Source organism: Providencia sp. UF-224, assembly GCF_058245955.1.
The window spans coordinates 96,298-108,490 of sequence record NZ_JBSICC010000004.1; the positions used below are offsets into that span (position 1 = coordinate 96,298).

Annotated in this window: 13 protein-coding genes; 9 read left to right on the plus strand and 4 right to left on the minus strand. The window is 40.2% G+C overall.

What is annotated here, in order from left to right; all coding sequences use genetic code 11:
* Positions 1 to 231: 231 nt before the first annotated feature.
* On the plus strand, positions 232 to 789 hold the full coding sequence (locus AC4IFO_RS05775) for a PadR family transcriptional regulator (protein ID WP_490732571.1): 558 nt from the start codon (positions 232 to 234) through the stop codon (positions 787 to 789).
* Positions 782 to 979, plus strand: coding sequence for a DEAD/DEAH box helicase (locus AC4IFO_RS05780; RefSeq protein ID WP_490732573.1), 198 nt, complete (start codon positions 782 to 784; stop codon positions 977 to 979). The genes AC4IFO_RS05775 and AC4IFO_RS05780 overlap by 8 nt, the downstream gene beginning before the upstream one ends.
* Positions 980 to 1,080: 101 nt before the next feature.
* Here the strand turns inward: AC4IFO_RS05780 and AC4IFO_RS05785 are convergent, their stop codons facing one another.
* From AC4IFO_RS05785 to AC4IFO_RS05795, 3 genes are all read right to left on the minus strand, one after another.
* Positions 1,081 to 1,479: an exonuclease domain-containing protein gene (locus tag AC4IFO_RS05785; RefSeq protein WP_490732575.1), complete on the minus strand. Its 399-nt coding sequence runs from the start codon at positions 1,477 to 1,479 to the stop codon at positions 1,081 to 1,083.
* A gap of 117 nt (positions 1,480 to 1,596) precedes the next feature.
* On the minus strand, positions 1,597 to 1,734 hold the full coding sequence (kil, locus tag AC4IFO_RS05790) for a host cell division inhibitory peptide Kil (RefSeq protein ID WP_490732577.1): 138 nt from the start codon (positions 1,732 to 1,734) through the stop codon (positions 1,597 to 1,599).
* Between the two features lie 255 nt (positions 1,735 to 1,989).
* The gene (locus AC4IFO_RS05795) at positions 1,990 to 2,181 is read right to left on the minus strand and encodes a DUF551 domain-containing protein (RefSeq protein ID WP_490732579.1); all 192 of its coding nucleotides are present in this window, start codon (positions 2,179 to 2,181) and stop codon (positions 1,990 to 1,992) included.
* Between the two features lie 235 nt (positions 2,182 to 2,416).
* Between AC4IFO_RS05795 and AC4IFO_RS05800 the strand changes: the two genes are divergently transcribed.
* Both AC4IFO_RS05800 and AC4IFO_RS05805 read left to right on the plus strand, forming a co-directional pair.
* The gene (locus tag AC4IFO_RS05800) at positions 2,417 to 2,686 is read left to right on the plus strand and encodes an antiterminator Q family protein (protein WP_490732581.1); all 270 of its coding nucleotides are present in this window, start codon (positions 2,417 to 2,419) and stop codon (positions 2,684 to 2,686) included.
* An 8-nt stretch (positions 2,687 to 2,694) separates the two neighbouring features.
* A complete protein-coding gene (locus AC4IFO_RS05805) occupies positions 2,695 to 3,282 on the plus strand; it encodes a YiiX family permuted papain-like enzyme (protein ID WP_490732841.1) in 588 nt (195 codons plus the stop codon).
* A 95-nt stretch (positions 3,283 to 3,377) separates the two neighbouring features.
* On the opposite strand, the gene AC4IFO_RS05810 is transcribed toward AC4IFO_RS05805, so the two are convergent.
* On the minus strand, positions 3,378 to 5,120 hold the full coding sequence (locus AC4IFO_RS05810) for an ABC-F family ATP-binding cassette domain-containing protein (RefSeq protein ID WP_490732583.1): 1,743 nt from the start codon (positions 5,118 to 5,120) through the stop codon (positions 3,378 to 3,380).
* Positions 5,121 to 5,533: 413 nt separating this feature from the next.
* Here AC4IFO_RS05810 and AC4IFO_RS05815 point away from each other — a divergent pair, with 413 nt between their 5' ends.
* From AC4IFO_RS05815 to ahpC, 5 genes are all read left to right on the plus strand, one after another.
* The gene (locus AC4IFO_RS05815) at positions 5,534 to 6,010 is read left to right on the plus strand and encodes a GNAT family N-acetyltransferase (protein ID WP_490732585.1); all 477 of its coding nucleotides are present in this window, start codon (positions 5,534 to 5,536) and stop codon (positions 6,008 to 6,010) included.
* A gap of 387 nt (positions 6,011 to 6,397) precedes the next feature.
* Complete coding sequence (locus tag AC4IFO_RS05820) at positions 6,398 to 7,468, plus strand: HlyD family secretion protein (RefSeq protein WP_490732587.1); 1,071 nt, start codon at positions 6,398 to 6,400, stop codon at positions 7,466 to 7,468.
* Positions 7,465 to 10,221, plus strand: coding sequence for a ribosome-associated ATPase/putative transporter RbbA (gene rbbA, locus AC4IFO_RS05825; RefSeq protein ID WP_490732589.1), 2,757 nt, complete (start codon positions 7,465 to 7,467; stop codon positions 10,219 to 10,221). Before AC4IFO_RS05820 ends, rbbA begins: the two co-directional genes overlap by 4 nt.
* A gap of 5 nt (positions 10,222 to 10,226) precedes the next feature.
* Positions 10,227 to 11,351 (plus strand): ABC transporter permease, encoded by a 1,125-nt coding sequence (locus tag AC4IFO_RS05830; RefSeq protein WP_219249430.1) that lies wholly within the window; start codon positions 10,227 to 10,229, stop codon positions 11,349 to 11,351.
* A gap of 186 nt (positions 11,352 to 11,537) precedes the next feature.
* Complete coding sequence (ahpC, locus tag AC4IFO_RS05835; RefSeq protein WP_206084249.1) at positions 11,538 to 12,101, plus strand: alkyl hydroperoxide reductase subunit C; 564 nt, start codon at positions 11,538 to 11,540, stop codon at positions 12,099 to 12,101.
* Positions 12,102 to 12,193 lie beyond the last annotated feature (92 nt).

Genomic DNA, 12,193 nt, shown 5'->3' on the forward strand with positions numbered 1-12,193 from the left:
TAAACCAGTCTGCGGGCTGGTTTTTTTATGCACAAAATAAGCGATTCAGATAATTTACAGCACAATAATGACTGTTTTACAGTATATCAATGCGTATAATCCAACTAAGAATGATTATCATTAGCACGTTATGCGCAAAAACAGATATATCTAAAGCTAGCATTTTTCGTAGAAATGACTATTATATCCGATATATCGGTTTTGGCATCAAAACAATTACTGAGAATTTGAATGGCAAACGAACAACAGCTTGATCCTTGCTTATGTAATGGCAAAAGTGTGAGTCGAATGTTTAACCCTAAGCAGCTTAGAATATATATTCTACACTTACTGGTTGGGGGAATAAATTATGGCTATGAGCTGATCAAAAAAATTTCAGAAGAAACAGCAGGGTTTTATTGTCCAAGCCCAGGGGTTATTTATCCCACATTGACGTTATTAGAAGAGTTAGGTTTTATTACTGCAGGTGTAGGTAAAGAGAATGATAAAGGGCGTAAGTGTTTTGTCATCACACCAGAAGGGCGGTGCTTTTTATTATTAAAAGCTGAACTTTTAGCAGAAGTTCAACTAAAGTTAAATTATGCACAAGAGCTTAAAGCGGGAAACCAATTTGCCAATGAAATTGAATGTGCAGTGGATAAATTTAAATCACTCTTAAGACATAAAATTGTATTACAGCAATTAAGTAAAGAAGAATCAGCAAAAGTCGTTGAAATCATTAACCTAGCAGTTGAAAGAATAGAGGAAGTCAACGCGGTATTAGTGAAAGAAGGAAAATCAAATGGCTAAAACTAATGACATAATTCAAGCAAAAGAGCACTTATATATGACAGATAATCGTAAAACGACACAGGAAAATACGTCTCCACCGATGGAAGCTGAAAAAAGTACAAAAAAAGAAGATAAATTTAAAGAAGTTATCTGCCCAAATGTGCCTACATCATATTTTAAACGCGCAAAAAAACAAAAAATTAAATAGCAAGATGGATGGCTTACAAAATCTTTATTCAACAGTGGCTTGAATGAATGGTTAGCTTTCTCTAATTGGTTACTGTTTAGGCTATAAGCGGCGAGCTAGTTTTATGTGCAGATAAAAGGTTCGTCCATTTCTGGCATCATTCGTTTATCGAAATCGACGTTATGTGCAACCAGATAATCAGCGCCTTTGTAAGCATCAATTACATCTTCAATAAACGGGAATAGCTCCAGCATCTCATTGGTGATGTGGTGAATAGCCATTACGCTTATTGAGATTGGTTTCTGTGGGTTTACAAAGTGGGATTGCTGCGAGTTATAATCAATTTCTGTATCGTTTAAAACGATGCTTGCTATTTCAACTATTCCGCCATCAAAATCACAAGTCTCAGTGTCAATAGTTTTGTATTTAGTCACCAACTTTCCTACGCCCCATTGGTAATTCTTGAATGTCACGATAAGGGGAAAGTGTTGCTTATCTGGGTAATTCTCATGTTGCGTCATTACGTGAATACTTTTGCTTCACGGTTATTAATTTCATGCTGAATGATATTTGTACGCTCTATTGAATATTTCATTTTCCACTGAAAGATTAAGTCGTAGATTTGCGCATTTTTCATTTCAGACTCGTAAAGCAGGGTGAATATTTGTTGTTTTTAATGTTTCGTTTCCTTCGCTCCATCTGTCCTCATCCTTGAGGTAACGAGTAATTCCAGATTGTGATTGAGCTAAACAAAGTTTGTATTTATCAATATTCATGCTTACTTCTATATGTGCGAGACCCTCACTTATCGATTGATAGTGATTGTTTATGTGGTATATTTTGTTTTTTATAACTGCATGATTAAAAATAAAAATTATGAGGACGTTATGTTATTTTTTTCTTTAGGTATGGCGATATCATCGATACCCGATTTAATGTTTCCAAAGCACCCCTTTTATATATTTCAGATGATAGAAGGGTATATAATGGGGATGTACATGTTGTATTAGTTCTGGTGTTGGTGCGGAGTGTTACTGCTTTGTCGGTTCTGGTAATTCCTGCCAGTGGGTTGCTGTTATCTCCTGCTCATATCTATTAAATCTATTTCCCTTTAATCGGTTTGCTTCAACAACATGTCTGTATATCGTTGTGATAAGGGCTCGCTTATTAACTAAAGGCAATTGCTCATCACAGCGAATCCTGCCGTTATTATCATTTGCCATTTCCTATTTCTTAAATATGCGTATTCCTCACTATTAATAGTGATATAAGCGGTTTCTTATTGATTTAGTTTCTTTAATGCAGTGATATGCTGTTGTTAAACACAAGGAGATTCTATGTATATTAATTTTGCATATGACATGGTGAATATTGGTTGGTTAACGTTTGTTATCTTTATGCCTGTTGACCCTATTTTTTCATATTCTGCACTATTAGATATATCTACATTATCAGTAAATGCAGTTAAATAAGGTGTTATTGCTGGCCGAGGGCTTTAGTATTGCTAAACGAGTTTTTTCCATTGACGATTCGTATTTATTATCCCATCTTTGCTTAAATCCGTTACGTTGCATCTCAACCAAAGCCTCTAATCACTCTGGTTGTATTGTATTGGAGCGACGGGGGGGATGGGCGACAGAAGGGAAAAGCAAAGTTGGTTATTCATCAACTGCGGTAGGTTTTAACGGTTTACTCTCAGAAAATGAATACAAAACTTTGGAGCTTTAATGAACAGCATGATTAAATTTTTAGGGTGCTTAATTCTTTTATTTATATCCTCGTCTTATGGGTACAGCCCCAAGCAAGGAGATATTATATTTCAAACTTCAAAATCACCTCAGAGTCTTGCTATTCAAAAAGCCACAAAATCGCCATATAGCCACATGGGGATAGTATTATTTAACAATAATCAACCGTATGTTTACGAAGCTTCTAATGTTGTTAAATTTACTCCGTTAGAAAAGTGGATAAAGCAAGGAAAGTCGGGGAAGTATGTTGTTAAGAGAATGAATGGATTAACTGACAAGCAAGAGGCTATTTTATATAAAGAGGCAATGAAATATCGCGCCAAGCCTTATGACCTATATTTTTCTTGGTCGGATGAAAAAATATATTGTTCAGAACTTGTTTGGAAGATTTATTTCAATGGCTTGAATATTAAAATAGGAAAGTTACAAAAAATGAAAGATTTTGATTTAAGCTCTGAAATAGTGAAATCAAAACTTACAGAAAGATACGGTAAAAATATTCCTCTTGATGAGGTCGTTATTTCACCAAATGCAATTTTTGAATCACCATTACTTACAACTATATTTGAGAACTAATACTAGGTTTTGAATTTAATTTATATCTAACTTTTTCTTTATATCCTCTACTTGATTAAAAAACCCCTGACTACAAGCGTAATCAGGGGCTAAATTTATAACCCTAATTGGGCTTGTATCTGCGCTATTTCATCAATCCATTGTTGCTGAAGTTGTGGTTTTTGGTGGCTTAATTTACGTTGCTTATCAGCATGCAATTTTTCCTCTAAAACCAATAAGTTCTCTAACAACTCGTCCTCATGTGAAATAACCTTTGTCTGAACATTTACCGTATTACAGTGTTCAACATCTTCAGTCGGACTACTAGATAATAATTGGGCCTGCTGTTCAATTTTATGATAAATATCATCAATGTTCAGATATTCTACTAACTGATGTTCATCAATAAACCAAAAACGTTGGCAACTATTTTCAATCAACCATCTGTCGTGGCTGACGACAAGTAATGCTCCTGAAAATTGGCTAATTTCTTCACTCAGTGCTTCTTTTCCTTCAAGATCAAGGTGGTTAGTCGGCTCATCCAATAAGATAAGTTCATACTGGGCTAAACTTAAACCAATAAAAAGCAGCCTTGCGCGCTCACCACCACTGAGTGTTTCCACGGTTTGTTGATGGCGTGAATAGGCAAATCCAGCACCAATAAGTGCCATTTTGCGTTGTTCATCTGTAATAGCGGCAAAGGGGCGTAGCGCATCCAATAGGCTGTCGTTATCATTCAATTGTTCTAATTGCTGGTCGTAATACCCAGCTCGAATTGTTGGATGAAACTTCAGGTGCTTGGTATAGCGTAAATCTTGTTGATAATGCTGCCAAAGCAGGCGCAATAATGTTGATTTACCACAACCATTTGCGCCCATAATGGCGATACGGTCGCCGCTTTTTACCTGATGAAACGCGGTTTTAAACAAATTTTCACCCGTTGGCGTTGAAACCTCAGTGCCTTCGAGCTCTAAAACACGGTCGGCAGGAATCGATTTACCATTTAATGCCAACTTCCATTGATAACCTTCAGTGAGCTCTGTTTGAGTCTCTTTAAGCCTATCAATGTGTTTCTCCATTTGTTTCGCTTTGCGTGACAGCCCTTCGTTATCATACACATGGCCCCAAATAGCCAAACGTTTAGCACTAGACGCTATCCGGTCAATCTCTTTTTGTTCCGCTTGATTACGCCTCTCATCGGTAATGTCTTTTTCGGCCATGGCAAGGCGTGCCTCACTGCATGGTAATCGATAGAAATGTAACGATTTATCACGTAAAACCCATGTACAATTAGTGACCTTATCAAGCAAAGCCTGGTCGTGAGAAACCAATACAAAACTCCCTTTCCAAGACTGAAGGAAATTTCCTAACCAAATCAGGGTAGGTAAGTCTAAGTGGTTACTCGGTTCATCTAGCAATAATAAATCAGGCTGTTCAATTAACGCGCGACCTAACAAAAGGCGAGTATGTTGACCGCCACTAATTTCATTGGCTTTTTGTTCCCATTGTTGGGCAGTAAAACCTAATTCAGACAGTAATACCTCTGCTCGCCAACGTTCAGCGACTTTGTCTTGTTCTGGGATTTTTTGAACAAGCGCATCAATCAGTGTCAGATGGGCAACATCTTCAGGTAAATGTTGTTCGATATACGCCGTGACGCAGTGATTGGCGTAAGTAATGCTACCACTGTTGGGGGATATCTGGTGGGTAAGTAACTTTAATAAAGTACTTTTACCACTGCCATTGTGGCCAATTAAACCGATGCGGTCGCCTTGTTGCAAGGTGAATGAAACATCTTTTAATAGCGTGTTGGTAGAAATGTCGTAATTTAATGATTTTACAGATAATAATGTGCTCATAGCTTACTCAAATTTTAGGCATAACAATGCCTTGGATAGTCATAACGACAACCCAGTAAGCTGAGGGAAGATCTCTTTGCGGCTTCGCTCAGGCAGGGTTATCGCAGTATAAAACTGTGAAAGCCTGAGCTCTGGCGATTACCAAAGAAGTGTGAGTATTCGATAAGATCACACAACAGCATAAATTAGCCTCCTTATTTTTCGTTAGGTTGAACAATGCGCGCATCATAACAAACTGAGTGGGGAGATCAAAACCCAGAAATGCGTTCTTTCATAATTCTTATCGTTATAAGTAAGAAAACAGGTATAAATCTCACTTATATCATGTGGAGTCATATGAATTAAATTGCTAACTGTTGGGCGTTCAAGGTGCAAGGCATAATATTACCGCTCAAATAACAAGAGAGTCGCAAATGAACGTAGAAATAAAGCCAGCAACAGTGAAAGACGCTAAGTTGATTTTAGAGATGATAATTGAATTAGCAGAGTATGAAAAAGCCCGCCATGAAGTTAAGGCCAGCGTTACTGATATCGAAAATTCACTCTTTGGCGCAGATTCTAAAACAGAAGCCCTTATTTGTTATGTGGATGATAAACCCGCAGGGTATGCGGTTTTCTTTACTAGCTATTCAACTTGGTTAGGGAATAACGGTATTTATTTAGAAGATTTATATGTGTCTCCCGATTTTCGCGGTGCAGGTGCAGGAAAAAAACTGCTAAAACATATCGCTGTATTAGCCGTAGAAAGAAAATGCCAACGTCTTGAATGGAGTGTTTTAGACTGGAACCAACCCGCCATTGATTTTTATAAAAGTATCGGTGCGCAACCACAAGATGAGTGGGTTCGTTACCGTATGGATGAAAAAACCATCGCAGAGTTTGCTCGCTAATTGCAAATACAACGAATAGTTAAACGAATATAAATCTTATATGAAAAAAGTCAGTAATAAACTTACTGGCTTTGTTTTTATATTTTTTCATCTAAAGTTGTACAATTAATGCCTTATGGGAAATTTTGTTAATTTATTCTGTTTTTTTGTGATGCAAGGCAACTCCACTTAATCTAAATTTTGATAAACTTTTGTTAAATTAAATAGATAGCTAATGGTTGAACAGCAATTACACTGATTTAGCCTACTTTTAAAATATAATTTCCTTTTTTTGTATTTGGCCATATTTATTTCGCATATTAACAGTTATGTGGCTTTATTAATTTCATCAGGTTAATAAAAATAATTGTTGTTCATTGTTTTCTCATTTAATGGAAAAGGGATGGTATGAAAATAAATAAGCAGAAAATATCTTTTTACATCGTTTTAATATTCATTATTGTTGCTGGCGGCTTCTATTACTGGAGCGTGAATTCCGGTGGGTTACCCGCTGGATTTGCGCAAAGTAATGGGCGCATAGAAGCGACAGAGATTGATATTGCAACGAAAACTGCTGGTCGGATTGAAACCATTAATGTAAGAGAAGGGGATTTTGTTAAAGAAGGGCAAGAATTAGCCCGCATGGATACCCGGGCACTCCAAGAACAACTGCATGAAGTACAAGCTCAATTACGTCAAGCCATTAGTGCTGTGACCACCGCAGAGTCTGCACTTGCTCAACGTAAAAGTGAAAAAGTGGCAGCGCAAGCCGTGGTGCGCCAACGTGAAGCGGAGCTTGATGCCGCGCAAAAACGCCTTAATCGCTCAAGGGCATTGGTAAGAACCAAAGCTGTTTCTCAACAACAAGTTGATGATGATACTGCACAAATGCAGGGCTCACGTGCTGCGTTAGAAGCCTCAAAAGCACAAGTTGCAGCAGCAACATCTGCGATTGACTCGGCAAGTGCAGGTATTGTGCAAGCTAAAAACCGAGTTGATGCCGCAACTGCTACAGAGCGTCGCATCATGGCTGATTTAGATGACAGCATTTTAAAAGCACCTCGCAATGGGCGCATTCAATACCGCGTCGCAGAACCAGGTGAAGTCCTTGGGGCGGGCGGTCGTGTATTGAATATGGTGGATTTAAGCGATGTATACATGACTTTCTTCCTACCAACTGAAGATGCTGGGAAAGTGGCGCTGGGAAGCGATGTACATATTATTCTTGATGCCGCACCCAACATTGTTATTCCCGCAAAAACCACGTTTGTTGCCAGCGTTGCCCAGTTCACCCCCAAAACTGTTGAAACACAAAACGAACGCTTAAAACTGATGTTCCGCGTTCGTGCGCGTATCTCCCCTGAATTACTCGAGCAACACCTTGAATATGTGAAAACAGGTCTGCCAGGTAAAGCTTATGTGCGTTTAGACTCCAATGAATCTTGGCCAGCTGAACTTGAGGTGAGATTACCACAATGACCAATAAACTGATGGATGATGTGATCATTGATATACAGCATGTCAGCCAGCATTATGGTGATAATTGTGCATTGGATGACATTGTGCTTGCTATCCCTGCTCGCAAGATGGTCGGGTTGATAGGACCAGATGGCGTGGGAAAATCCAGCTTAATTTCATTAATAGCAGGTGCGCGGGCTATTCAGCAAGGAAATGTGATTGTACTTGATGGTGATATGAATGATGTCGATCACCGCCGTGCGGTATGTCCCCGCATTGCCTACATGCCTCAAGGACTCGGTAAAAACCTCTACCATACGTTATCCGTTTATGAAAATGTGGACTTTTTTGGTCGCTTATTTGGGCAATCAAAGGCAGAAAGGGAGTACCGCATTCAAGATTTGCTCGAAAGCACGGGGTTAGCACCATTTAAAGACCGGCCTGCGGGTAAACTATCTGGCGGGATGAAACAAAAACTCGGGCTATGTTGTGCATTAATCCATGATCCTGATTTATTAATTCTTGATGAGCCCACTACAGGGGTTGACCCTTTATCTCGCGCCCAATTTTGGGACTTAATTGACCGTATTCGTCTGCGTCAAACCAACATGAGCGTACTGGTGGCAACCGCCTACATGGAAGAAGCGGAACGGTTTGATTGGCTAGTCGCGATGGATGATGGAAAAGTGCTAGCCACAGGCCATGCTTCGGAGTTAAAAGCGCAAACACAATGTGATGACCTTGAAGCGGCCTTTATCGAGTTACTACCAGAAGAAAAACGCAGTGGCCATAAGAAAGTTATCATTCCGCCGAGAGACACCTCGAAAGATGACGTTATCGCGATTGAAGCGCAGGATTTAACCATGCGTTTTGGTAACTTCGTTGCTGTTGATCACGTGAATTTTAAAATTCCAAAAGGGGAGATTTTTGGTTTCTTAGGCTCAAATGGATGTGGTAAATCAACAACCATGAAGATGCTGACCGGGCTGTTGCAGGCCAGTGAAGGGCAAGCTTGGTTATTTGGGCAGGAGATTGACCCGAAGGATATCGAAACGCGTAAACGTGTTGGATATATGTCACAAGCATTTTCACTGTACAGTGAATTAAGTGTGGAGCAAAACCTGGTGCTACACGCAAAACTGTTCCATATTCCAGAAGACAAAATTGCGCGTCGTGTTGATGACATGTGCCAACGGTTTGAGCTCGATGAAGTCAGGGATACCATGCCTGATGACTTACCATTAGGCATTCGCCAACGTTTATCCTTAGCGGTTGCCGTGATCCATGAACCAGAAATGCTGATACTGGATGAGCCAACATCGGGGGTTGACCCTGTTGCCAGAGACATGTTCTGGAATTTGATGGTGGATTTATCGAGACGTGACGGTGTCACAATTTTTATCTCCACACACTTTATGAACGAAGCGGAGCGTTGTGACCGGATATCGCTAATGCATGCAGGTAAAGTGCTAGATTGCGATACCCCTGCCAACCTCACCAAAAAGCGTGGTTTAGCGACACTTGAAGAAACGTTCATTGCTTATTTACAAGATGCAGTCGGTGATGCAGGGCAAGGAACGGAAACGGCGCCCGAGTTCCATGTTGATCCTGAACTCAAAGAGCAAGCCACGGAAGCATTAAAAAAACGTTTTAGTTTACGTCGCTTATTCAGTTATTCAATTCGTGAAGGGATGGAGTTACGGCGAGACCCTGTTCGTTCGACGCTTGCTTTACTGGGTACGGTGATCCTAATGTTTATTATGGGATACGGGATCAGTATGGACGTTGAAAACTTACGTTTTTCCGTGTTAGACCGTGACCAGACAGGTCTGAGCCAGGGTTATACGTTAAACCTTGCAGGCTCCCGTTATTTTATTGAACAACCACCTCTTCAAGATTATGACGAACTCGAAGAAGGTATGCGCAGCGGGCAAATTACGGTTGCTATTGAAATACCGCCGAATTTTGCTCGAGATATTGCCCGTGGTAATAATGTGAAAATCGGTGTTTGGATAGACGGCGCAATGCCAAACCGCGCAGAGACAGTTCGTGGTTATGTACAAGCAATGCACCTTGCATGGTTAAGTACCATGGCTGCGCGCCAACCTGTAGGTGTAGCAGGTATGCCTGCTATCGATATAGAAACACGGTACCGTTATAACCCTGATGTACGCAGCTTACCCGCGATTGTACCTGCTGTTATCCCATTGTTATTAATGATGATCCCAGCCATGTTAAGTGCACTAAGTGTGGTACGTGAAAAAGAGCTCGGTTCAATCATTAACCTTTATGTCACCCCGATCACCAAATTAGAGTTTTTACTGGGTAAACAGCTCCCCTATATTCTATTAGGGATGTTTAACTTCGTACTGCTTTGTATTTTGTCGGTGTATATTTTTGGCGTGGAATTCAAGGGCAGCTTTTTAACGTTAACCTTGGCTGCATTTTTGTACGTTAGTATTGCGACAGGGATTGGCTTGTTGATTTCTTGCTTTATGAAAAGCCAGATTGCCGCTATTTTTGGTACATCGATCATCACATTAATCCCTGCAACACAGTTTTCTGGAATGATTGACCCAGTGTCATCATTAGAGGGAATGGGGCGTTGGGTGGGCATGGTTTATCCGACCTCACACTTCCTCACTATTACGCGTGGGACCTTCTCTAAAGGCCTTAATTTGTTTGATTTACAGGCCTCATTTATCCCGTTGTTGATTACGGTTCCTCTCGTCATCGGGCTGAGCGTGTTGTTCCTGAAAAAACAGGAGTCCTAATGATGATACGTAAAATTCAAAATATCTTTAATTTAGGTGTCAAAGAGTTACGAAGTTTAGGGCGAGATAAAGCGATGCTGGCGTTGATTGTTTTCGCTTTTACGGTTTCGATTTATTCATCTGCAACGGTAACGCCAGGCTCATTGCACAATGCGCCGATTGCTATTGCAGACCAAGATAAATCGCAGTTATCCAACCGTATTATCAATAGCTTTTATGCTCCTTACTTTTTGCCACCTGCGGATATCACACCTGACCAAATAGATGGTTTGCTCAATCGGGGTTCATATACTTTTGCCTTAGATATTCCGCCTAATTTTCAACGGGATGTCTTGGCGGGTAGGAGCCCTGAAATTCAAGTGAATATTGATGCAACTCGCATGAGCCAAGCGTTTTTAGGGAACAGCTACATTCAAAATATTACCCTTGGTGAGGTTAATGAGTTCTTAGCAAAATACCGCAGCAATGCGAGCCTACCCGTTGATTTGGAAGTGCGGATGCGCTTTAACCCTAACTTAACGCAATCGTGGTTTGGTTCAGTGATGGCAATTATCAATAATATCACCATGTTATCGATTGTTTTAACTGGAGCTGCGTTGATCCGTGAACGAGAGCATGGCACGGTTGAGCACCTTATGGTGATGCCATTGACGCCTTTTGAGATCATGATGTCTAAAATATGGTCAATGGGATTGGTGGTGCTGATTGCTTCAGGGGTTTCATTGATGCTGGTGGTGAAAACACTGTTGCAAGTCCCAATCGAAGGCTCGATTTTGCTCTTTATGTGTGGTGTGGCATTAAGCCTTTTTGCGACAACATCCATAGGTATTTTTATGGGGACAATCGCCCGTTCAATGCCACAGTTTGGGTTATTAATGATTTTAGTCTTATTGCCATTGAATATGCTTTCTGGTGGGATGACGGCGCGGGAAAGTATGCCACAATTAGTGCAAGATATTATGTTAACGATGCCGACGACCCACTTTGTGAGCCTTGCACAGGCTATTTTATATCGTGGGGCAGGTTTTCAGATTGTTTGGTCCCAGTTTGCAATTTTACTGGTCATCGGAAGCGTGTTCTTTACCCTCGCCTTAATTCGTTTTCGCAAAACCATTGCCACAATGGCTTAATACCTTCCTAAATTGCACGCTTAAAAATAAAACGCTTGCTGAATATCTCAGTAAGCGTTTTAATGCATCACCTATCAATTATTAATAAATGATTAGATTGTACCTATCAAATCGATAGCGCGTACTGATTGGATTAAGTCACTGCAAAACAGTAACTTAATAGGCAACCAAACAGGAGAACATCATATGTCATTAATTAATACTCAAATCAAACCATTTACAAACCAAGCATTTAAAGACGGCAAATTCATCGAAGTTTCTGAAAAAGACGTTGCAGGTAAATGGAGTGTTTTCTTCTTTTATCCAGCTGACTTTACATTTGTTTGCCCAACAGAATTGGGTGACGTTGCAGACCATTACGAAGAATTCCAAAAATTAGGTGTTGAAATTTTCTCTGTTTCTACCGACACACATTTTACCCATAAAGCATGGCACGCAAGCTCAGACACTATCGGTAAAATCAAATATGCAATGATCGGTGACCCAACAGGCGCATTGACACGTAACTTTGAAAATATGCGTGAAGCTGAAGGCTTAGCTGACCGTGGTACATTCGTCGTTGACCCACAAGGTATTATCCAAGCGATTGAAATCACTGCTGAAGGTATCGGCCGTGATGCAGCAGATTTACTGCGTAAAGTGAAAGCTGCTCAATACGTTGCAAGCCACCCAGGTGAAGTTTGCCCAGCTAAATGGAAAGAAGGTGATGCAACATTGTCTCCATCTTTAGATTTAGTCGGCAAAATCTAATTAATCTTTTGATTGATTATTAGATGACTCGAGTTACAGGCGTTTAGTGCAATGATGCCTTGCCTGTAACTTGCAGTATGACGGGTATATGT

Bases quoted from the DNA above. Each gene is read 5' to 3' on its own strand.
- AC4IFO_RS05775 (WP_490732571.1), top strand. From the start codon at position 232: ATGGCAAACGAACAACAGCTTGATCCTTGCTTATGTAATGGCAAAAGT.
- AC4IFO_RS05780 (WP_490732573.1), top strand. From the start codon at position 782: ATGGCTAAAACTAATGACATAATTCAAGCAAAAGAGCACTTATATATG.
- AC4IFO_RS05785 (WP_490732575.1), bottom strand. From the start codon at position 1,479: ATGACGCAACATGAGAATTACCCAGATAAGCAACACTTTCCCCTTATC.
- kil (WP_490732577.1), bottom strand. From the start codon at position 1,734: ATGAATATTGATAAATACAAACTTTGTTTAGCTCAATCACAATCTGGA.
- AC4IFO_RS05795 (WP_490732579.1), bottom strand. From the start codon at position 2,181: ATGGCAAATGATAATAACGGCAGGATTCGCTGTGATGAGCAATTGCCT.
- AC4IFO_RS05800 (WP_490732581.1), top strand. From the start codon at position 2,417: ATGCAGTTAAATAAGGTGTTATTGCTGGCCGAGGGCTTTAGTATTGCT.
- AC4IFO_RS05805 (WP_490732841.1), top strand. From the start codon at position 2,695: ATGATTAAATTTTTAGGGTGCTTAATTCTTTTATTTATATCCTCGTCT.
- AC4IFO_RS05810 (WP_490732583.1), bottom strand. From the start codon at position 5,120: ATGAGCACATTATTATCTGTAAAATCATTAAATTACGACATTTCTACC.
- AC4IFO_RS05815 (WP_490732585.1), top strand. From the start codon at position 5,534: ATGAACGTAGAAATAAAGCCAGCAACAGTGAAAGACGCTAAGTTGATT.
- AC4IFO_RS05820 (WP_490732587.1), top strand. From the start codon at position 6,398: ATGAAAATAAATAAGCAGAAAATATCTTTTTACATCGTTTTAATATTC.
- rbbA (WP_490732589.1), top strand. From the start codon at position 7,465: ATGACCAATAAACTGATGGATGATGTGATCATTGATATACAGCATGTC.
- ahpC (WP_206084249.1), top strand. From the start codon at position 11,538: ATGTCATTAATTAATACTCAAATCAAACCATTTACAAACCAAGCATTT.